We start from the raw sequence: 19,835 nt of genomic DNA on the forward strand, positions 1-19,835 counted from the left end.
CCGGTTTCTGACAACGTGACCGCCGCCCTTGGCAGCTCAACTGGAATAATCTAATATCATTCGGTTTTAAGAGCCCGCCATGATCCCCAACATCTTTCGTCTGACCCTGCCGATCCTCTTCGGCTATGTGCCGCTGGGCACTGCTTTTGGCGTTCTGTTCGCCACCCAACTCGATTACGCCTGGTGGCTGGCGCCGCTGATGGGGGTGGTGATCTACGCCGGTGCGGGGCAGATTCTGGCCGTCAGCCTGCTGGCAGCCCACGCCGGGTTGCTGGAAGTGTTTGTCGCCATGCTCGTGCTCAATGCCCGCCATGTCTTCTATGGCCTGTCGCTGCTGCGGCAGTTCCGTGGTGCCGGCCTCAAGAAGCTCTATCTGATCTTTGGGCTCACCGATGAAACCTATTCCCTGCTGACCACCCGACCGCGCGGAGGCTCGCCTCAGGAAGAGCACCGTACTGACGTCGCCATCACCTTTGCCAACCAGATTTATTGGGTCCTTGGCTGCGCCATTGGCGCGTTGCTCGGCCGTTCGGTGGAGTTCGACAGCACCGGCATCGAGTTTGCGCTGGTTGCGCTGTTTATCGTGCTCGCCATTGAACAGTTCAAGGCCCTGGGCAGCCAGAAGCCCCTGTGGATGGGGGCGGCGGCGGCCGGTCTCGCCCTGGCGCTGCTGCCGCCGGCACAGCAGTTGATTGGCGCCATCGTGATGGTGACCGCCGCCCTGTTGCTGCAATACAACCTGCAGCGGAATACCACCCTGACCCGGGAGGCCAACCATGACTGAACCGATGTACCTGGCCGCCTTTATCGCCGTTACCGCCCTGGCCACCTTTCTGACCCGGGTTACGCCATTCGTGTTTCTGTCACGGCACAGCGAACACCCGCTGCTTCAGCATCTGGGCCAGTTTCTCCCCGCAGCGGTGATGACTCTGCTGGTGATCATCTTCCTGCACCGGTCCGCCCACTGGTCAGCTCCGTCCTTCGGAATTGATGCCATTGGGCCGGCATTGGTGGTGGTTGTGCTGCATCTGTGGAAGCGACACGCCCTGCTCTCAATTGCGGCAGGTACGGTCTGTTATATGCTGGTACAGCAGTTCTAGGTACCTTCTCTAGACTAGAACCCTCTGCCCCACACCTAAGGAGCCTCTGATAAACTCCAACAGGGAGAATCGCCATGAACAACGAACGCTGGACACTTCTCATCCACGGCCGGGTCCAGGGCGTGTACTATCGCGCCAGCACGGTTGAAACCGCCGGCGAGCTTGGGCTCACCGGCTACGCCCGAAATTTGCCTGACGGCTCGGTGGAAGTCGTTGCCGAGGGCGACAGGGAAGCACTGGAGCAACTCCACCGCTGGTGCGAGCAGGGACCACCGGCAGCCCGGGTGGATCGAACCGAGGTGGCACGCTCGGAAGCCTCCGGTGAGTTCGGCACTTTCGACGTTCGCCGGTAACCTGCAAATTTTTTTCATCAATTTCAGAATTCGGTGTTGCCAAAGCCGGATAAAACCATTAAAGTTTGCGCCCTCAAATGAGCGAGGACATCGCTGATTTGAAACAGTTTATTGGAGAGGTGGCCGAGTGGCTGAAGGCGCACGCCTGGAAAGTGTGTATACGTTAATAGCGTATCGAGGGTTCGAATCCCTCCCTCTCCGCCAAATCAAAGCCCTGATTTACAACGCGTAGATCAGGGCTTTTTTTGTTTTTGGCAAAACTGGGGCTGGATCAATATGCTTCAGCCAGCACCTCTTTCCCTCCCCCTCTGATCACATTGCCCAGCAAGTGAATCCCAGGCAGCAAGGCCCATCCAAATGCCGAAAGTCAACTACTCTAAAGGCACAAGAACGCCAAATCAGACTGCTGGAGAAAGGCATGGTCACGGCGTCAAAGATCGAGGCAGGCCGCTACGCTGCGTCCGATGGAAGATTAATAGTTAAGGACGGATCAAGTTGGTACGTCCTCAAAAAAGATGGAACACATGATTTTGGGCCACTGACAATTTTAAGAGTAGCCAAGCAATATGTGACCACCGACTCAGTATCAGTCGGAGAACACAATAACAGCTCATCGCATGGCAGACGGCAAAGGAAGAAGGAATTCAACTCCTATCTAGCAGCAGAAGCAAAGAGGGGAAACTACGGCCCACTAGTTCTATGGTTTTTGTTTTTTGGCGGCTTCTTACTACTGATGGAGATAATTCGAAACGGCTAGACTTCATACGGGAAGCCCGGGGCCATCAGAGCCCTACTCAAACCAGTAACCCCAGGCACGACAATCACACGCGAGTCCAAACCCTCATATCAACTCCATGAACGAAGCCTCTACGGCAGAATACTAACCATCATCGCCGTCATCACCCCCAAATAAATAGCCAACCCCAGCCGGAAGGTATTCCCGACCGACATACATAAAAAAACACGCCCACAATCGTCAGCGGGATGCATTCAGGCACGTCGAGCAGATTGTCTTCCGGCGGTATCTGATCCTGAAGGCCAATAGACAGAACCCCCAACACAGCGAAACAAATACCAAGCCAACCCAGAATCAACTTCATTGGCAGCCTCCCCCCCAAAAAAATCAGACACTATCGCCAGAAAGTCTGCATAGATCTTTGAATGTTTGCCAATCAGAATCCGTTGAGATCTTAAGCCTTACCCGATCCGATTGATCGCCGCTCTTGCGTACATCCACACTACGGCAAGGTAATCCGGTTGATGGAACCGATCGCCTCCCCCGTCCAGATAAATTCGTAATGGCAGCTCTGGTGTATTCGCTGGACGGATCTGGGCGTGAACAGCCCCCAGCAATGCGCACCCGGTCGTCGGACGGCGTGGTATCGGAGGCCGTTTATACCGGACTGCCGCCGGAGGGATCGGCCTGCCGCCTGGGAGGCCTGGTAGCTGTCGGGGTCATAGATTGGGTCGTCCGGCGGCAGGGAGGTTGCGTCGCAGATACCGGTGGTCTGGAAAGTACATACCAGGCCACGAAACACCAGGCGGTCAAAGGCAAGGTTGTGCACGCCCTGCCAGTAACGCTGCTGGTGATAGGCCACTTCGGCGATGGCGGTCTCCATCGCATCAGCGATGTAGAGCACACCAAACTGGCCGTCGTTGAATCGACCACCATCCGGATTGACGTGGGTAAACGGCGCCGTGGCATACGAGCAGCCATCGATACCGAACGGGATCTCATCCAGCCGCAGCAGGTTGAGGTCGCCCACCTCGGCACGCAGACGGGGATTGGTCAGTGCCTGAAGCTGGTAGAGCGCGTCAAAGTCGTCAGCATCGGCAACATCTTCAAACAGGTCGATGGGCGGGAACTTGGAGTTGACCAGGCGGTAACCGCTGGCCTCTCCGTCCGCCATCCGTGGCAGCGTCGTGTAATCCGTCACCATAGCCCTCCGCGCAAGGCGTCAATACGTTTGAAGGTCTCGTAAAGATCGGCGAACTGGCCGGAGCCGATCACCGCCAGCGGCGTGCGACCGTTGAAATAAGGGTTGTCATTGGGCAGCGACATGAACCCGTAAACGTTCTTCGGGTTGTCAAACAGAGTCCGCAGGCTGGCGTGGATATTGAGCACATAGCTGAGCCGCTCAAGCTGATCCCGTGAAAGGCTGGCACTCTGAGGATTCTGGCGATAGCGGTAAAGGGCCGCCCGGGAGATGCCAAGGATGTGCTGAATCTGGGTGATGGAACAGCCCCATTTATCCAGGATGTTGAAGACAACCTTCAGACCGGTGGCAGCCTGGCTGTCCCGGGGTTGTTGATTGGCAGCGGAATGCATGATTCACCTCACGAGGCATTTGTCTCATTATGCACCCTGAAATCAAATAATGTCTATATGAGATACCTAGGACGCCACCCCCAACCAGGCGGCACCACGGACACCGGACGAATCCCCGTGCGTCGCCACCACAACCGGAGTCTCACACTCTCCGCCAAAAACATACTGTGCCAAGCGCCCCGGCACAGCACGGACCATACCTGAGATGTTAGAGAGCCCACCTCCCAAAACAATCACATCGGGGTCCAACAGGTTGATGACACCCGCCAGCCCGCGGGCAAGATGATCCACGTAGGTTGCCATGGTCGCCTGAGCGTGGGCATCGCCATCTGTCGCGGCGGCAACGATGGCGCGACTGTCACGAACTTCGCCGTGCATCAGGCGATGGCTTTCTGCCAGCCCGGGGCCGGAGAGGAAGGTTTCAGTGCAACCGAAGCGCCCGCAGAAACAGGGACGCTCCCGGTGGGCGCTTTCCGGCGTCCATGGCAGCGGGTTATGCCCCCACTCCCCCGCCACGCCGTTGGGGCCGGTCAGCACCCTGCCGTCCACACTGACGCCGGCACCACAACCGGTGCCCAGAATGGCCGCGAACACCACCGCGAAGCCCTGCCCGGCACCGTCGGTGGCCTCAGACAGCGCCAGGCAGTTGGCGTCGTTGGTAACCGCGACAGGCCTGTTGAGCAGCGCCCGCAGGTCGTCCGCCAGAGGCTGGCCGTTGAGCCAGGTGGAGTTGCCGTTCTTCACCAGCCCCGTCAGGCGGGACACCGAACCTGGAATGCCGACTCCCACTGGCAGACCGGACACCCCTGCCTGTCGCTCGGCCTCCGCCACCAGCTCGGCAATCAACGCCAGGGTAGCGCCGTAGTCACCCACAGGTGTCGGACGACGATGGCGAAACCGGGTCTGACTGTGCTGGTCCATCAGGATGACTTCGGTCTTGGTCCCACCCAGATCCACCCCTACCAGCCAGCGTGATTCGCGTTTCAGGTGGGCCCGCGTAGCAGAATGATTTGACACAGACATACTCTTAGACCTTGGTTTTCTTTCTAACTCTGTGGAAATTGGCGACAATTACCGCCCATTGTCTCACCACCGCCGCACTATGAACCTGACCAGCCTGTTCTTCCATACTCTGGAAACCACCCTGCCCGTCTTCGCAATGGTATTCATTGGTCTTGGACTGCGCCGGGCCGGCTGGATCGACGCCGCCTTTATCAACACCGCCTCTGCCCTGGTGTTCAAGGCAACCCTGCCCACCCTGGTGTTCCTCAGCATTGTGCAGGCGGACCTCGAAAGCGCATTCAACCCGGCCCTGCTGGGCTATTACCTGGTGGCAACGCTGGGGTCGTTCCTGCTTGCCTGGCAGTGGGCCCGCTGGCGTGTCGCCCGGGAGGATCGGGGGGTCTACGTTCAGGGCGCCTTCCGCGGCAACTGCGGCATCGTCGGCCTGGCGCTGGCCGCCAATCTTTACGGCGATTACGGGCTGTCGGCCGGCGGCATCCTGCTTGGGGCGGTGATCATTTCCTACAACGCCCTGTCGGTGGTGGTGCTGACCACCTATCAGCCAGGCAAACAGGCGAACTGGCGCAGCATCCTCCACGATATCCTGCGCAATCCGCTGATTCTGGCGGTACTGGCAGCCATTCCGGTGGCCTGGTCCGGCGTAACCCTGCCGAACTGGATTGAAACCAGTGGTCAGTATTTCGCGTCGCTGACCATGCCACTGGCCCTGCTGTGCATTGGCGGCACGCTCTCCCTTCACGCCATCCGCAGTGACAGCCGGGTTGCCTTCAGCGCCAGCGTCATGAAAATGGCGGTGCTGCCCGCGCTGGCAACCACCGGCGCCTGGCTGGCCGGGTTTGAAGGTCAGGAACTGGGGCTGATGTTCCTGTTCTTTGCCAGCCCGACCGCCGCCGCCAGCTTTGTCATGGTCAAGGCACTTGGCGGCAACGACCGACTGGCCGCCAACATTGTTGCCCTCACCACACTGCTGGCCAGCATCACCGTCACCGCCGGCATCTTTATCCTCCGGGTGACGGTGGGCGCCTGAACGCTATTCCGGCCGCGGAATAGTCAACACCTCACCAAAGGTGACGTACTCGCTGCCGCCCAGCCGGCCAATGGGGTCCACCGTGGCGGCATCCACGGTAAAGCGGCCGTCTTCGGCGAGCTTGGCGGCGGTATCATCAACGTACAGCTGGCGAATGCGCCCGAACACCAGGGTCTGCGGCGCGGCGCCAATTTCCTGAATGTCATAGAGTTCGCAGGCCATGGCAATGCGGCAATCTGCCAGCCGAGGTACCGCAAAGCCGTCGAAGTCCACCAGCTCCAGACCAATTCGGTCCAGCTCCGACTCTCCGTGGGGCAGCCCGCGCGAGGTTTCCGTCATTGCCTGCGCCAGCTCCCGATGGGCAATGTGCACGGTGAACTGTTTGCGGGCCTCGATGTTGGTGCGGGTATCCTTGAACTCCCCTTCGGGCTTGCGTCCCACAGACAGCATCAGCAGTGGCGGATTGCTGGTAATGGCCGTGAAGAACGAGAACGGCGCCAGGTTATAGTCACCATCCGGGTTTTCGCTGAGCACCCAGGCCACCGGGCGGGGAATGAGCGTCTGCGTGATGGCGTGATAGATCTGGCGGGAAGGCATGCCCTCAAAATCCATAATCATGGATACACTCCTCAGTACAGGTGAGGCAAGAGGGTAACAGGCGGCCGGGCGCCCTGTCCGCAGACACTCGCCCGGCGCCACTGGCAGGCACTATTTCTTGCGGTAGATGATACCGGGCTGGCACTGCACCATTTCGTACAGGTCCGGCAACCCGTTGAGGGACTCCGACGACCCCAGAATCAGGTAACCGCCAGGGTTCAGGGTGGCGTGGATACGGGTGAGAATGTCCCGCTTGAGCTCCGCCGAGAAGTAGATCAGAACGTTGCGACAGAACACCACATCAAACTTGCCAAACATGTAGCGCTCCAGCAGGTTGAGCTCCTTGAACTCCACCATGCTCTTGATCTGCGGTTTGATCTGCCAGCCACCGTTGGGCGAGGCTGCAAAAAACGCTTTCTGCCTCTCCGGTGACAGCCCGCGACCAATCGCCAGCATCTCGTACTCTCCCTGACGGGCCACGTCCAGCACACTCTTGGAGATATCCGTCGCCGTGATGCGAACATCCCGCAACTTGCCTGGCCGCATGCGCCGGTACTCATCCACCACCATGGCAATGGAATAAGGCTCCTGGCCGGTGGAACAGGCCGCCGACCAGATCCGCAACGACCCCGCCGCTTTGCGTTCGGCAAACTCCGGCAGCAGCTTCTCATTGAGAATGCGGAATGGGTGGTTGTCGCGGAACCAGAGGGTTTCGTTGGTGGTCATCGCATCGATGACGGTTTCCCTCAGTGAGCTGCGCCCCGGCCTCTGCATGCGATTAAGCAGATCAGTAATACCAGAGACCTCATGTTCCTCCAGGATGCGACGCAGCCGACTCTTCACCAGGTACTGCTTGTTGTCGCCCAGAAGGATGCCGCACGCGTCCTGCAGGAACTTCTTGAAGGCCTCATATTCCTGTGGCGTGATGTCTGCTTTCATTGGTTCTCTTTGCAGTTGGTTCGGTAAATTCACGGTCATCAAAGGTTATCGATGATGTGCATGACCCGCTCAGCAAGCTCGTCGGGGCTGAACTTCGCCATGAAGTCATCAGCACCCACCTTCTCTACCATGGCGCGGTTGAACACGCCGCTGAGGGACGTATGGAGCATGATGTACAGGCCGCTCAGTGACGGATCGGCTTTGCAGTTGGTCACCAAGGTGTAGCCGTCCATCTCGGGCATTTCAACGTCAGATATCATCATCGCCAGGTGATCGGTGACGTTGGAGCCGTCCGCGGTGATCTCCTTGAGGAATTCCAGCGCTTTCTTGCCATCGTTCTTGGTGATGACTTCCAGACCTACCGCCGTCACGCATCGTTCGATCTGACGCCGGGCGACGGAGGAGTCATCCACCACCAGCACCGGGCGCAGGCCACCGCGGTCCCGCTCGTTCCGACTCAGGACGTCCTCGGTGACATCTTCTTCCATTGGAGAAACTTCTGAAAGTATCTTTTCTACATCGATGATTTCAATAAGCTTATCGTCGAGTTTTGTTACTGCTGTGAGGTAAACCTCGCGCCCTGCCCCTTTTGGCGGCGGCAGGATGTCCTCCCAGTTCATGTTGATGATCCGGTCCACGCCGGCCACCAGGAAGCCCTGAGTCTTGCGGTTGTACTCAGTGATGATCACGAAACTGGTGGGCAGATTTTCTTCCGGTACGCCAGGCAGCCCGATGGACATGCCCAGGTCTATGATCGGTATGGTTTCACCGCGGATATGCGCCACCCCACGAACCACACTACGACTGTTGGGGATCGCCGTCATCCGGGGACACTGCAGCACCTCTTTTACCTTGAAGACGTTAATACCATAGACCTGCCGACCCCGCAGACGGAACAGCAGCAACTCCAGCCTGTTCTGTCCAACCAGCTGGGTTCGTTGATTCACACTATCCAATACACCTGCCATTACCTAGATCTCCCGCGTCTGCTTACCAATCAACCGGCACGGATATTGCCTGATTACTGTTAACGCCATCATACCGCCAGGAATTTGACCTGGTCTCTGGAAATAACGGCCAAGGGCCGAAAAAGCTGAGCAGTTTCATCCGTAAAACCGGTAATCGCGCACGATACTTAGAGCATAGGACAATCTGATGCATATGCGCACCATCATTTTGCTGACCCTGGTTCTGGCTGCCACCCCAACAGTGGCGGCGACCACCGCCGAGCAGATCCGTCAGGCTGCCAACCGCTTTCTGGGCGAGTTCGCCGAAGAGCTGTCGGCATCGGGCTATGAGGTCCGCTCAGAGGTTGGCCGGCTCGACCCGCGCTTGGCGCTGGCGCCCTGTGCCGAGCCGCTGGCCGCCAGCTTTACCGGCGACCCCTGGGAGAGCAATCAGCCCACCCTGCAGATGCAGTGTGAGGGTCAGCGCCCCTGGCGCATGTTCCTGCCGGTGTCGGTGACCATTGAAGGTGAACTGTACAGCGCCGCCCAGCCCATCGGCCGTGGCGAGCGTTTGACCGAATCGATGATCGAGCGCGTCAGCGGCGTGATGAACGCCAGTCGGCGACGCCCGATCACCCAGCTCGAGGATCTCCTCGGCAAAGAAATGACCCGCTCGATCAACCGTGGCACCGTGCTGACCCCCAATCTGGTGGTTGAGCCGGACGCGGTGCAGCGGGGCGACCATGTTATTATCACCGCCCGCTCCGGCAACTTCACGGTCAATTCCCGCGGCAAGGCTCTGGCCAATGGACGCCCGGGCGAGCAGGTCATGGTGGAAAATCTGTCTTCCTCCCGCCGAATTCGGGGACGGGTTGTCGCCCCGGGTCGGGTGGAAATTCCGATGTAGCGACGACCAGCCGAAGCGGCAAACAATCGCCGCCCGGCAAAAAAGAAGCGGCACCCTGTTGCCCAGACTGAGAGCGATAAGGAGTACAGGCTGGCAGTCGCATTGGCACGTGGAACCTGCGAACATTGCGTGAGATCAAAACATGAAAAAGTTCGCTAAAGATTCATTCCACCCTGCCGATAGACGAGTAACAGGTAAATTCAGCAGGGCCACGCACTGTGGCCAGACACCGTTAAGCAGGTAACGCCATGTCAGTTGACTTCAATGGAATTGGCCCCGGCCAGGTCAACACCCAGAAAACCACGGCCGACAAGACCGGTTCCGCCCCCAAGCAGCCGGCAACTCCCACCGAGCAGGCGCAACAGACCCAGAATGCGCGCGGCGAGAGTGTGAAACTCAGCAGTCAGGCAAAAGACCTGAAGCAGGTAGAACAGCGCCTCAGTGACTATCCCGAGGTGGACGACGAACGCATCGAACAGATCCGTAACGCCCTGGCGGACGGCTCCTACAAAGTCGATGCTCAAAAGCTGGCCCAGAAAATGCTTGATATGGATAAAAGCATTTTCGGATGATGAATCATGGCCGCAGTCAACACGCTGAAGAACCTTCTGAACGATGATATCCGCCAGCTGAACGAACTGGCGGATCTCCTCAAAACCGAGAAAGAAAAGCTGGCGGAATCGGACATTGCCGCCCTCGAACCCCTGACCCAGCAAAAGAATGACCTGCTGGGACAGATCCGGGAACGGGCCAAACGCAAAATTCACGTACTGGTGGAAATGGGTTACCGCCCCAACAGCGGCAGCCCTTCCCGCTTTATCCAGAGCAGTGGCGTGGAAGACCTGATCAAGCCCTGGCAAGCCGCCGAGGATGCCATGATGGCCTGCCACGAACTGAACAGCGTCAATCATCGGGTGGTCACCCATGTGCAGAAGCGACTGGCGCGTCTCAGCGATATCTTCCGTGGCACCAGCGGCCAGCAGAAGCTGTATGGCGCCACCGGTGAACAGACCTCGATGAACCATCGCACCATTCTGGCCAGCGCCTGAGCGAGCCGTTCAGTCCACCTCAGGCAACCAAAAAAGCCTCCTGGATCAGGAGGCTTTTTTATGCCCATTCAATCGATTAGCGTGGTGTGATGGTAATACTTGAATTGGCGCTGAAGCGGATGTCACTGATGATGATATTGCCCATCGAAGGGCCTGCGCCGCCGGCAACGCGAATATTGTCCATGCGGATCTGCTCGATACGCTCCGGCAAAGCCAACTGTAACGAGCCGTCGCTGCCCAGATGGAAGCGCGACTCGCCCTCACGATAGTGCACACCGGAAATCGACATATCGGAATCCAGGAAATGGGTAATTGGCACAAAGGCGCCGGCCACCATCTTCAACCCGTCAAGGGCATCTTCAGGCGCATCGCCGAGCGAGTCGCCACCGGTTTCCTGGGCGGTGACAGTGCGGTCACGCAAGGTCTCAAGACGCTGCATGAAATCGTCCGCGGCGCGGCCAACCGACTCTGACATTTCAACATCAGTCAGCGGTTCAAACCCCGACTGATCGTAGAACTCCCCGGCTTCCTGGTTGCTGTACTGGCCGGAGCCGTTATTGGAGGCAAAGCTGACCAGAGGCTGAAACGGCAGCACCACCATGGTGACAATCGCCGCAGCATTGCGGTAACGGGACTGATGTTTGAGGACCCGGTGCAGTTCCTTCTCGGTGATCCAGCCAGACTGGACAAAGACTTCACCCAGGCGCTGACCGGTCTCGCGTTGGACTTTGAGGCCCGATTCCAGCTGGGCTTCGGTCAGGTAACCCCGGCCAACCAACAATCGTCCGAGTCGTGATTTTTCCTCATGACCGTGACTGATGTTCACAAGATCCTCCACTGAGTAACTGACGCGTACCGTACAGCCCGGCCCGGTTGTTGAGACAATGATGTTCGCAATGGCAACTGTGAGTACAGAAACGATTCACTCCGTTGTGTTACCGGAAGTTAATCGTTGCTCAGCGGTTACTTACCCGGCTGGTCGACATTGCTGTGACTGGTTCTGTAAGCGTAGCTGAAGGATGGCCCCGGGGCCTCCAAATGGCACGGATTCAGCGTATTTCTGATAGACTTCGGCCTCTTATAGGCTCTTTCTTGTTTTACACAACCCGAGTTAACCACGAGGTCTGGTATGGTGACGACAGTGAAAAGGCAAAATCTGGTAAAATCACGGACAAATGCCCTCAAATCCCTGACATTTTCCACCGTTTGCCTGTTTTTGGCCGCAACCGCGCCGTCGCTTGCGAGTGCGGACACCTTGCCCAAAGTAAGCATCCAGACATCCGAAGGTGCCATGCAGCTGACGCTGCGCCCTGACGTGGCGCCGGAAACCGTGGAGAACTTCCTCGCCTATGTCGACAGTGGCTTCTACGAAGGCACCATCTTCCATCGGGTGATTCCCGGCTTCATGATTCAGGGCGGCGGCTTTGACGCCTCCATGAACCGCAAACAGACTCGCGATCCGGTGCGCAACGAAGCGGTCGCCACGCTCAAGAACCTGCGGGGCACCATCGCCATGGCGCGCACCAACGATCCCGATTCCGCCACGTCCCAGTTCTTCATCAACGTGGTGGACAACCCCTTCCTCAACGCTGGCGTCCGTGGTGCCGGCTACACCGTGTTTGGCCGTGTGACCGAGGGCATGGGCGTTGTTGATGCCATCGCCGCCAAGCAGACCGGCCGTCGCAACGGCATGTCGGATGTACCGATGCAGGCGGTCACCATTGAGCGCATCACCCGGGTCGACGCCGACCAGCAATGAACATTCCTTCCCTGTTGCCGCCGGCCATTGAGCCGGCGGATCTGGTCTGGCGTGACGGCGTTCCCGAATCGCAACAGTTTGGCGACGTCTATTTCAGCCGTGACGACGGCCTCGAAGAAACCCGCTACGTCTTCCTGCAACACAACCGACTGGCCGAGCGGTTCGCCAATGTCGAGCCTGGCCAGGCCTTCGTGGTGGCAGAGTCCGGATTCGGTACCGGGCTGAACTTCCTGGCCACCTGGCAGCAATGGCGCGCCAGCAATCCCCCCAGGGGGGCGGTGCTGCACTTTGTCTCGGTCGAACGCTTTCCGCTGACCGCCAGCGATCTGGTGAAAGCGCACCAGTTGTGGCCGGAACTGGCAGACCTGGCCAGCACTCTCCAGGCCCACTACCCGGCCCTGGTCCAGGGTTGTCACCGTCTGGTGCTGGACGGCGGCCAGGTGCGGCTGACGCTGTTCTTTGGTGATGCCCTGGACGGCTGGCAACAGCTGAACTTCCAGGCCGATGCCTGGTTCCTCGACGGTTTTGCCCCCGCTCTGAACCCCGATCTCTGGGTCGACGACGTAGTGGAAGCCGTGCGTCGTCACAGCCGGCCCGGCACCACTGTGGCCACCTTTACCGCAGTGGGCCGGGTTCGGCGGGCGTTGATTGCGGCCGGTTTTGCCATGAAGAAGGTGCCGGGTTTCGGTCGCAAACGCGACATGCTCGCCGGCCACTTCCAGCCTGACTCAGCCAAATCGACGGCGCCTGACAGTCACCCGGCGGCGGTCACCATTGTTGGTGCGGGCATTGCTGGCTGCCTGCTGGCCAGAAACCTCGCTGAACGCGGCATCAACGTCACGGTGGTCGACGCCGGCAACGGACCGGCATCGGCCGCTTCCGGTAATCGTCAGGGTGCGCTTTACGTCAAACTGGGCGTGGAGCACAACGATCAGACCCGGCTGGCGCTCAGCGCACTGCAGTTCGCCCAGCGCTGTTATCAGCCCTACCAGGGGCAGGGCTGGCACCCCTGCGGCGTACTTCAACTGGCCGACAATGAGCGCGAGCAAGAGCGTCAGGCCAAGTTTCTGCAGCGTAACCACTACCCCGAGAGCCTCACCCGCCCGGTGGACGCCGCGGAGGCCAGCCAGTTGGCTGGCATTCCACTGCAATCCCCGGGACTGTGGTTTCCGGCAAGCGGCTGGCTGTACCCGGCGGAGGTATGTCGCCAGGCCCTTAAGCATCCGGCGATCCAGTGTCGCTTTGACGTTGCGGTCAAACGCATAGAGCGCCAGGCCGACCAGTGGAGCCTGGTCACCGCCGAGGGCTGGCAACACCAGACCCAGGCGCTGGTGCTGTGTGGCGGCCATCTCAGCGGCCAGTTACTCCCGGAGGGCCTGCGCTCCCGCTTCAAGACCATTCGCGGTCAGGTCACGCTGCTGGAGGAAAACACGCTCAACGCCCCCAATACGGTGATCTGCGGCAGTCGCTATCTCAATCCGGCCTGCCAGGGACAGAGCCTGACCGGTGCGACCTTTGATCTGCACGACGACACCCCGTCGCTGTCGGCCAGCAGCCAACAGGAGAACCTGGAGGCCCTGGAAACCATGCTGCCCGGTGTCCTCAATCAACCGGTCGACCGCTTTGACGCATTGTCCGGGCGAGTAGGATTCCGCTGCACCACTCATGATTACCAGCCCGTCGCAGGCAAGGTGGTAACCGGCCAGGCGGCAACCGATGACACCGCCGGCGGGCTGTATCTGCTGACCGGCCTCGGCAGCAAGGGCCTTGCCTACGCACCGTTGCTGGCGGAGTATCTGGCGGATTGCCTTAGCAACCAGCCGCAGGCTCTGCCCGCACCATTACAGTTCCGTGTTCGGCCCGAACGCTGTGTGACTCCTGCTGACCACTGACAGCCCATAGCCGCCCCGGGCACCACGGGCTGGCCCGGGGCTTCCCTACCCTCAACTTCCGTGTAAACTGGCCGTTAGAGTCAGTAAGGACGTCCGTCTCCCGGAGTGGAGGTTAATCGCGGGAGTCATTGCCATGTCGATACACGTCAGTGAACCGGGCCGCCCGGTGGGAACCCGGCTGCCAGAAGTTTTCCGAAACCGGCCGGTGGGCAACGTCACCGAACTGGAACCGGAACACGCCATCAATCCCCGGCGCAGCGATGCGACCGATGCCGAAGTCATCAATGCACAATGGTCCACCCGCCGACGGGCTCTGGAAGAGTATGGCCAGGTAACCGGCCAGGATACCGATACCGAGGGCAGCTACCTGCCGGCGTCGCGTCTGGCGTCCACCTCACTGATCTCCCTGCCGGCCTCAGCCAGCCTGGAAGAAGGGCTGGCCGCCATGAACCGTCACGACATTGATCACCTGGCCGTCACCGCGGACCAGAGTGTTGCCGGGCTGGTGGATCGCCAGTGGATTCTGAACTGGGGCCACGACCATCCGGATCAGGGGATGGCAGAGAGCTTCAGCCATATTGAACTGCCGGCCTTCCTCACCGCCACACCGGAAACGGATGCCCATCAGCTCGCCCGCCTGATGCTGGCGCACCATCTGGATGCCGCCCTGCTGATTGATCGCGATGGCACGGCTATCGGCATCGTCACCGGCACGGATTTCCTTCGTCTCTATGCCGAGGCCAGCCGCCACGAGGGCAGCGTCTAGTGTCCCGTCTGGTTAATTCGTTGACTTACTGAGCACTGACAACCCGAAGAGCTAGGCGTACTGGTGACGGTTTGGTGGCTCAGGGCCCCGCGTTGAGCTGCCGACCGTCGCCGCTGAACAGCACCAGATGCCAGCGGCGATTGCCTGGGTTGCCGCTTTCCACCAGCGCGGTAATCTCCTCGTTGCGGTACTCGCCCAGACGCACAACGGTGGCGTTATCGATGGCGGCCTGACTGCGCCAGACAACCTCACCGATCTCTTCGTTCTGACCACCATCGTCATCGCCGTTTCCGTCATCGCCGTCGTCACCATCATCGCCGTCACCGCTATCGTCATCGTCGTCCTGGGTGCGGGAAAGGGTAATGCGGGCCAGCACCGGCTGAGGCTGCCCCTGAGGATTGCTGGCATCTTCGGCAAAAACGCCGTCGCTACTGCCGGCGACAATGACGTCGCCATCCAGCAGCGCCGCAACCCGGAACGCCTCCGTTGCAACATCGTCGGCATCGTTGAGGGCAATTGCGCCGTTGAGCAACCCGGAGGGCGAGTAGCGCAACAGGAAGCCGGCCTGGCTGTTGGTTGCCGTGCGCACCAGGGTCAACTCACCGCCACCATTGCCACCATCATCATCACCGGCCTCTTCGGCTGCATACAATCCGCGGGAATTACCCAGCAGCCACAGCAGGCTGTCGTCCAGCACCATGGCCGTGCCGTTGTCATCCGCCTCGGTGCCCACCTGAGTCACATCCAGCGGTTGACTGGCGTCGAGTACGTCGTAGAAATACAGGTCCTGACCGCCCAGCTGAGATTCACCGGCCACGGCACCGGCGGAGCTGCCCGCCAGCAGCACACCGTTCTGGAACAGGCTGCCACCCACCACCTGGTCATCCAGACCGGAACCGCCCTGCTCGGTCCACGCCACCTCAGGGACCAGCGTGTCGCCTTCCAGGTTGCTGTCGATCCGTTGGGCAAAGCTGTCAACGCCACCCGCCGCACTCTGCTCCGGCCAGGCTCCGGTGGTCTCACCGGTAATCATCACGGTGTTCTCTTCGGTCAGCCCCACCCAGCGGGGAATGTCGTCACCCCCACTGCCACTCTGAATGCGCCACGTCTCCACATACGCCGGTGGCTGCGCCGCCGTGTCGAAACGGAACAGCACGGTCACCAGGTCGATGCCGCCAGCATTGGTTTGTCCCGCCAGGGCATCTCGGGTGCCCCAGGTCACCAGCAGTGAACGCAGGGTGTCTTCACCCACCCGCTCCTCCTGAAAGCTCAGCAGCGGGGGCGCTTCGGCTGCAACTGCCACGTTCGGGAAAACGGTCTCGCCCAGGGAAGGCTGCCCCAGCCGATCAAATATCCGCACCATCGGTGCACCATCACTGCGGCGATACCCTGCAACAAAGCTGCGACCATCGTGAGCAACCAGCAGGTCAGAAGCGACAAAATCCGACTCCTCTGCCACCGGCGCTACCCCGGTCAGCTCATTCAGTGACACTCGCAAAGCGGTGTCCGGCACAGCACCGGCAAAGTTCTCCCGGCCGGCCTGATAGACCTGATCGATCACCAGGTTGGCAAACTTGTCATTCGCCAACAAATTGCTGTAGTTCGCCGGCACCACCAGGCGGAAGCGGCGCTCCAGCTCCCCGGCGGGGAAATCCAGCCGGCGGCTGTTCTGCCACTGGCCGTTGCCGTCACGAACCTGGATGCGGTAGTCATTTTCAATCAGGGCAGTGGAAGCCTCGCCACCGTTGAGCTGAACAGAAAAGGTGGTGTCCCGCTTGCCGTCCAGTGTGACCCGGTACTCCGGGCTGACGAACTCAGCACCGCCTCCGGCATTGATCACGTCACGACTGTTGCCCTGCAGGGTCTCCAGGATCGCCCGTGGCTCATCGTCCTCGATACTCAGGCCAAGATCGAGATCGGTATCGTTGCCGAAGCTGGCCAGCCCCTCACGAACCTCGGTCATGCTGACCCGGAAAGTCTCATTCTGCTCTGCGACGGTGTCGTTGATCACCTCAAGACGGATGTAACACTCGGTGATTCCCGGCGCCAGGGTGATAAGCCCCCGAGTGTAGTGGCCATCGTCATCAGGCAGATACTGCAGGTACTCCGGAACTGGCAGATCATCCGCGCTGTTGCTGCCCCACAGCACCACATCACGCCCGATGATGGCCTGGTTGCGATTGTCCTGGCCGTATTCGCACTGCTGATGGGGGGCCGACACGCCGTTATCGCAGCGCTCGGGCTGGAATCCGCTGTCGAGTTCAAAGGCGATGGTCACCGGAATGACGGACGGCTGCTCCAGAGTCACCTTGACCGCCAGCGGTTCAGTGACTTCGGTCCGCTCTTCACTGCCAGCCAGGCTGCCATCCTCGCCGTACAGGTTTCGGGTATAGGTATGACGGCCGGAGGCCATCACCGGCGGCTCGCAGTACGTGCTCGGGGTGTCGTCATCGGTGCTATCAGCGTCATCATCACTGTCGGCATCCGGATCGCCCAGATCGCTGTCGTCCGCCGTGCCTTCCACCACACTGGCAGCAGCCATGCTGATCTCGTTCTCCCGCACCTCAATGGAGAACGGCTGCAGTCCGACCCGGTCGCCATCGGTCGTCAGCAGGGTGATGTTCTCGGTCTTGCCCAGATCCTCCGGGCCGCGTTCGCCACCGGTGATGCCCGGCACACCGCGCATGATGATGCCCTGACGCGCCTTGTTGCTGGTGTCTTCCAGCCCCAGCCAGGTGGGCGCATTGCTCAGCGAGTAATCCAGGATGCGATCACCGCCATCGGCGCCAAAGTTGTAGGCGTATTCCACCCCGAGATAGGCCGTGGGTGGCGGCACACCAATCACCTTGGGATCATCGGAGGACTGTTCGGTCTTACACCCGGCGAGACTGGCCAGGGCGACGATGGTCAGAAGCGGGACCGCACGACGACGGCCAGGGCAGGAAGGGAAATCGGCACGCATGCATACATCCGTTTGGCAGATTATTGTTATCGGACGGCGTGTTACACACCGTTACAGATAGCCACCATGGTAATGAATAAACCCCGATGGCTATCTGCGCGAGTTCTCAGATTCTAATCAGCAGCACTGCTGGCCCGATCAGCCGTTCTGGCCGTGACTGGCCAGGAAAGCGACAAAACCGGCCTCGTCAAGCACCTCAAGCCCCAGTGACTCGGCCTTGGCGAGCTTCGAGCCTGCCGCTTCACCGGCTACGACGCAAGCGGTTTTCTTGGACACGCTGCCGGCGACCTTGGCACCCAGAGCCTCCAGCTTTTCCTTAGCTTCGCTGCGGGTCATCTCGGTCAGGGTGCCGGTCAGCACCCAGGTCTGGCCTTCCAGCGGGCGTGCGTCGGCATCAGCGGCCACTTCTTCTTCCTGCCACTGCACTCCGTTGGCTCTCAAGGCAGCGATGGTCTCCTGGTTATGGGGCTGATCAAAGAAGCTGCGTACGTGCCCGGCCACGATGGGGCCAACATCAGGCACCGCCTGCAATGCTTCTTCATCGGCCCCGGCCAGGGCCTCCAGGGTACCGAAGTGCCTGGCCAGCCCCTTGGCGGTGGCCTCACCCACTTCACGGATGCCCAGCGCGTAGATAAACCGCCACAGCTCCGGCGTCTTGCTGGCATCGATGGCGGCGATCAGGTTGCTGGCGGACTTGTCCCCCATGCGCTCAAGCCCCAGCAGGTCGCCCTTGCGCAGGGTGTAGATGTCCGCCACGGTCTTCAGCAACTCCCGATCCACCAGAATGTCGATCCATTTGTCGCCCAGCCCTTCGATGTCCAGAGCCTTGCGGGAAGCGTAATGGCGGATGGCCTCCTTGCGCTGGGCCGGACAGAACAGACCACCGGAGCAGCGGGCCACGGCCTCGCCCTCCACCTGGATCACGTCGGAATCACACACCGGGCACTGGTCCGGCAGCTCAATCTCCCCGGCATTGTCGGGGCGCTTGTCGGCCACCACTTTAACCACCTGGGGAATGACATCACCCGCACGCCGGACGAACACCGTATCGCCGATGCGCACATCCAGACGGCGAATCTCGTCCATGTTGTGTAGGGTCGCATTGCTCACCGTTACACCACCGACAAACACTGGTTTCAGACGGGCAACTGGCGTCACCGCGCCGGTCCGCCCCACCTGGAACTCGACATCCTCGAGCACCGTCAGCGCCTCCTCGGCGGGAAACTTGTGGGCGATGGCCCAGCGTGGCGCGCGGGAAACAAAACCCAGCCGGGCCTGAAGGTCCAGGCGATTGACCTTGAACACAATGCCGTCGATTTCATAGCTCAGGTCCGCCCGCTTGGCGAGCAGGTCCTCATAGGCCTCCAAACAGGCTTCAACACCGTCGGCAAGCCGCATTTCCGGGTTGGTGCGAAAGCCCCACTCCCGCACCTGGTGCAGGCAATCCCATTGGGTATCCGGCAACACCCCTTCATCCGGCACCGCCACGCTGTAGGCGCACATCTCCAGTGGCCGGCGGGCGGTAACCTTGGGGTTCTTCTGGCGCAGACTGCCTGCGGCGGCGTTGCGGGGGTTCACGAAGGTCTTCTCACCCTGCTCCGCCAGGCTCTTGTTGAGCCGCTCGAAGCCGGCCTTGGGCATGTACACCTCACCGCGCACCTCAAGCTGGTCCGGCACCTGCTCCCCTCTCAGTTTCAGCGGCACCGAGGGGATGGTACGCACATTGCCGGTGATGTCCTCACCAACGTAGCCGTCGCCCCGGGTGGCCGCCCGGGTCAAAACGCCATTCTGGTAGTGCAGACTGACCGCCAGACCATCCAACTTGGGTTCACACACGTACTCGACCACCTCGTCCGTCTCCAGGCGATCGTGGATGCGGCGATCAAACTCTCGCATCTCCTCTTCATCAAAGGCGTTGTCCAGCGACAGCATAGGGATGCGGTGGGTGACCGACTCAAACGTGGTGTCACCACCGGCACCGACCCGCTGGGTGGGAGAATCAGAGGTGACAAGCTCGGGATGCTCCGCCTCCAGCGCCTGCAACTGACGGAACAGCCGGTCATACTCAACATCGGGTATGCCGGGATCATCCAGCACGTAGTAACGGTAGTTGTGATCATCAATCTGCCGTCGCAGTTCATCCATCTGCTCGGCTACGCTGGGCTCGCCTTGGGTCATGGTGTAA

At 60.2% G+C, this 19,835-nt stretch carries 20 protein-coding genes and 1 tRNA gene; 11 read left to right on the plus strand and 10 right to left on the minus strand.

Annotation, left to right across the window (positions count from 1 at the left end; all coding sequences use genetic code 11):
* Positions 1-79: 79 nt before the first annotated feature.
* From J2887_RS11840 to J2887_RS11855, 4 genes are all read left to right on the plus strand, one after another.
* Positions 80-784, plus strand: a complete 705-nt coding sequence (locus J2887_RS11840; RefSeq protein ID WP_227171335.1) for an AzlC family ABC transporter permease — start codon at positions 80-82, stop codon at positions 782-784.
* On the plus strand, positions 777-1,100 hold the full coding sequence (locus J2887_RS11845; protein WP_227171336.1) for a branched-chain amino acid transporter permease: 324 nt from the start codon (positions 777-779) through the stop codon (positions 1,098-1,100). Before J2887_RS11840 ends, J2887_RS11845 begins: the two co-directional genes overlap by 8 nt.
* A 74-nt stretch (positions 1,101-1,174) precedes the next feature.
* Positions 1,175-1,453 (plus strand): acylphosphatase, encoded by a 279-nt coding sequence (gene yccX / locus J2887_RS11850; RefSeq protein WP_227171337.1) that lies wholly within the window; start codon positions 1,175-1,177, stop codon positions 1,451-1,453.
* A 113-nt stretch (positions 1,454-1,566) separates the two neighbouring features.
* Positions 1,567-1,657 (plus strand) — tRNA-Ser (locus J2887_RS11855).
* Positions 1,658-2,352: 695 nt separating this feature from the next.
* Here J2887_RS11855 and J2887_RS11860 read toward each other — a convergent pair.
* From J2887_RS11860 to J2887_RS11875, 4 genes are all read right to left on the minus strand, one after another.
* Positions 2,353-2,553 carry a hypothetical protein gene (locus J2887_RS11860; RefSeq protein WP_227171338.1) on the minus strand — a complete coding sequence of 67 codons (201 nt, stop codon included), beginning with the start codon at positions 2,551-2,553 and terminating at the stop codon, positions 2,353-2,355.
* Positions 2,554-2,691: 138 nt separating this feature from the next.
* The gene (locus tag J2887_RS11865; protein ID WP_227171339.1) at positions 2,692-3,393 is read right to left on the minus strand and encodes an RES family NAD+ phosphorylase; all 702 of its coding nucleotides are present in this window, start codon (positions 3,391-3,393) and stop codon (positions 2,692-2,694) included.
* Positions 3,387-3,782 (minus strand): antitoxin Xre-like helix-turn-helix domain-containing protein, encoded by a 396-nt coding sequence (locus J2887_RS11870; protein ID WP_227171340.1) that lies wholly within the window; start codon positions 3,780-3,782, stop codon positions 3,387-3,389. The genes J2887_RS11865 and J2887_RS11870 overlap by 7 nt, the downstream gene beginning before the upstream one ends.
* A 66-nt stretch (positions 3,783-3,848) precedes the next feature.
* Entirely contained in the window at positions 3,849-4,799 is a 951-nt protein-coding gene (locus tag J2887_RS11875) for an ROK family protein (RefSeq protein WP_227171341.1), read from the minus strand.
* Between the two features lie 85 nt (positions 4,800-4,884).
* Here J2887_RS11875 and J2887_RS11880 point away from each other — a divergent pair, with 85 nt between their 5' ends.
* Positions 4,885-5,832: an AEC family transporter gene (locus J2887_RS11880; protein WP_227171342.1), complete on the plus strand. Its 948-nt coding sequence runs from the start codon at positions 4,885-4,887 to the stop codon at positions 5,830-5,832.
* 3 nt (positions 5,833-5,835) lie between these two features.
* Here J2887_RS11880 and J2887_RS11885 read toward each other — a convergent pair whose 3' ends face one another.
* The 3 genes from J2887_RS11885 to J2887_RS11895 all read right to left on the minus strand — a co-directional run bounded on the left by J2887_RS11885 (position 5,836) and on the right by J2887_RS11895 (position 8,336).
* Complete coding sequence (locus J2887_RS11885) at positions 5,836-6,450, minus strand: flavin reductase family protein (RefSeq protein ID WP_227171343.1); 615 nt, start codon at positions 6,448-6,450, stop codon at positions 5,836-5,838.
* 90 nt (positions 6,451-6,540) lie between these two features.
* On the minus strand, positions 6,541-7,368 hold the full coding sequence (locus J2887_RS11890; RefSeq protein WP_227171344.1) for a CheR family methyltransferase: 828 nt from the start codon (positions 7,366-7,368) through the stop codon (positions 6,541-6,543).
* 38 nt (positions 7,369-7,406) lie between these two features.
* A complete protein-coding gene (locus tag J2887_RS11895) occupies positions 7,407-8,336 on the minus strand; it encodes a chemotaxis protein CheV (RefSeq protein WP_227171345.1) in 930 nt (309 codons plus the stop codon).
* 187 nt (positions 8,337-8,523) lie between these two features.
* Here J2887_RS11895 and flgA point away from each other — a divergent pair, with 187 nt between their 5' ends.
* From flgA to J2887_RS11910, 3 genes are all read left to right on the plus strand, one after another.
* Positions 8,524-9,222 (plus strand): flagellar basal body P-ring formation chaperone FlgA, encoded by a 699-nt coding sequence (flgA, locus tag J2887_RS11900; RefSeq protein WP_227171346.1) that lies wholly within the window; start codon positions 8,524-8,526, stop codon positions 9,220-9,222.
* A 248-nt stretch (positions 9,223-9,470) separates the two neighbouring features.
* Complete coding sequence (gene flgM / locus J2887_RS11905; RefSeq protein WP_227171347.1) at positions 9,471-9,794, plus strand: flagellar biosynthesis anti-sigma factor FlgM; 324 nt, start codon at positions 9,471-9,473, stop codon at positions 9,792-9,794.
* Between the two features lie 6 nt (positions 9,795-9,800).
* Positions 9,801-10,271: a flagella synthesis protein FlgN gene (locus J2887_RS11910; protein ID WP_227171348.1), complete on the plus strand. Its 471-nt coding sequence runs from the start codon at positions 9,801-9,803 to the stop codon at positions 10,269-10,271.
* Between the two features lie 76 nt (positions 10,272-10,347).
* Here the strand turns inward: J2887_RS11910 and J2887_RS11915 are convergent, their stop codons facing one another.
* A complete protein-coding gene (locus J2887_RS11915; RefSeq protein WP_227171349.1) occupies positions 10,348-11,097 on the minus strand; it encodes a pilus assembly protein PilB in 750 nt (249 codons plus the stop codon).
* 303 nt (positions 11,098-11,400) lie between these two features.
* Between J2887_RS11915 and J2887_RS11920 the strand changes: the two genes are divergently transcribed.
* The 3 genes from J2887_RS11920 to J2887_RS11930 all read left to right on the plus strand — a co-directional run bounded on the left by J2887_RS11920 (position 11,401) and on the right by J2887_RS11930 (position 14,688).
* Entirely contained in the window at positions 11,401-12,030 is a 630-nt protein-coding gene (locus tag J2887_RS11920) for a peptidylprolyl isomerase (RefSeq protein WP_227171350.1), read from the plus strand.
* Positions 12,027-13,922, plus strand: a complete 1,896-nt coding sequence (gene mnmC / locus J2887_RS11925) for a bifunctional tRNA (5-methylaminomethyl-2-thiouridine)(34)-methyltransferase MnmD/FAD-dependent 5-carboxymethylaminomethyl-2-thiouridine(34) oxidoreductase MnmC (RefSeq protein ID WP_227171351.1) — start codon at positions 12,027-12,029, stop codon at positions 13,920-13,922. The genes J2887_RS11920 and mnmC overlap by 4 nt, the downstream gene beginning before the upstream one ends.
* A 133-nt stretch (positions 13,923-14,055) precedes the next feature.
* Positions 14,056-14,688 carry an HPP family protein gene (locus tag J2887_RS11930; protein ID WP_227171352.1) on the plus strand — a complete coding sequence of 211 codons (633 nt, stop codon included), beginning with the start codon at positions 14,056-14,058 and terminating at the stop codon, positions 14,686-14,688.
* Positions 14,689-14,767: 79 nt separating this feature from the next.
* Here J2887_RS11930 and J2887_RS11935 read toward each other — a convergent pair whose 3' ends face one another.
* Positions 14,768-17,650, minus strand: coding sequence for a hypothetical protein (locus J2887_RS11935; RefSeq protein WP_227171353.1), 2,883 nt, complete (start codon positions 17,648-17,650; stop codon positions 14,768-14,770).
* Between the two features lie 138 nt (positions 17,651-17,788).
* A complete protein-coding gene (ligA, locus tag J2887_RS11940) occupies positions 17,789-19,828 on the minus strand; it encodes an NAD-dependent DNA ligase LigA (protein WP_227171354.1) in 2,040 nt (679 codons plus the stop codon).
* Positions 19,829-19,835 lie beyond the last annotated feature (7 nt).

It is taken from the genome of Marinobacter sp. CA1, assembly GCF_020546665.1.
Lineage (GTDB): Bacteria > Pseudomonadota > Gammaproteobacteria > Pseudomonadales > Oleiphilaceae > Marinobacter > Marinobacter xestospongiae.

Coding starts and splice junctions, on each gene's coding strand:
- J2887_RS11895 (WP_227171345.1), bottom strand. CDS start 8,336: ATGGCAGGTGTATTGGATAGTGTGAATCAACGAACCCAGCTGGTTGGA.
- J2887_RS11910 (WP_227171348.1), top strand. CDS start 9,801: ATGGCCGCAGTCAACACGCTGAAGAACCTTCTGAACGATGATATCCGC.
- J2887_RS11845 (WP_227171336.1), top strand. CDS start 777: ATGACTGAACCGATGTACCTGGCCGCCTTTATCGCCGTTACCGCCCTG.
- J2887_RS11880 (WP_227171342.1), top strand. CDS start 4,885: ATGAACCTGACCAGCCTGTTCTTCCATACTCTGGAAACCACCCTGCCC.
- J2887_RS11935 (WP_227171353.1), bottom strand. CDS start 17,650: ATGCGTGCCGATTTCCCTTCCTGCCCTGGCCGTCGTCGTGCGGTCCCG.
- yccX (WP_227171337.1), top strand. CDS start 1,175: ATGAACAACGAACGCTGGACACTTCTCATCCACGGCCGGGTCCAGGGC.
- J2887_RS11840 (WP_227171335.1), top strand. CDS start 80: ATGATCCCCAACATCTTTCGTCTGACCCTGCCGATCCTCTTCGGCTAT.
- mnmC (WP_227171351.1), top strand. CDS start 12,027: ATGAACATTCCTTCCCTGTTGCCGCCGGCCATTGAGCCGGCGGATCTG.
- J2887_RS11865 (WP_227171339.1), bottom strand. CDS start 3,393: ATGGTGACGGATTACACGACGCTGCCACGGATGGCGGACGGAGAGGCC.
- J2887_RS11920 (WP_227171350.1), top strand. CDS start 11,401: ATGGTGACGACAGTGAAAAGGCAAAATCTGGTAAAATCACGGACAAAT.
- J2887_RS11890 (WP_227171344.1), bottom strand. CDS start 7,368: ATGAAAGCAGACATCACGCCACAGGAATATGAGGCCTTCAAGAAGTTC.
- J2887_RS11860 (WP_227171338.1), bottom strand. CDS start 2,553: ATGAAGTTGATTCTGGGTTGGCTTGGTATTTGTTTCGCTGTGTTGGGG.
- J2887_RS11930 (WP_227171352.1), top strand. CDS start 14,056: ATGTCGATACACGTCAGTGAACCGGGCCGCCCGGTGGGAACCCGGCTG.
- J2887_RS11870 (WP_227171340.1), bottom strand. CDS start 3,782: ATGCATTCCGCTGCCAATCAACAACCCCGGGACAGCCAGGCTGCCACC.
- ligA (WP_227171354.1), bottom strand. CDS start 19,828: ATGACCCAAGGCGAGCCCAGCGTAGCCGAGCAGATGGATGAACTGCGA.
- flgM (WP_227171347.1), top strand. CDS start 9,471: ATGTCAGTTGACTTCAATGGAATTGGCCCCGGCCAGGTCAACACCCAG.
- flgA (WP_227171346.1), top strand. CDS start 8,524: ATGCATATGCGCACCATCATTTTGCTGACCCTGGTTCTGGCTGCCACC.
- J2887_RS11885 (WP_227171343.1), bottom strand. CDS start 6,450: ATGATTATGGATTTTGAGGGCATGCCTTCCCGCCAGATCTATCACGCC.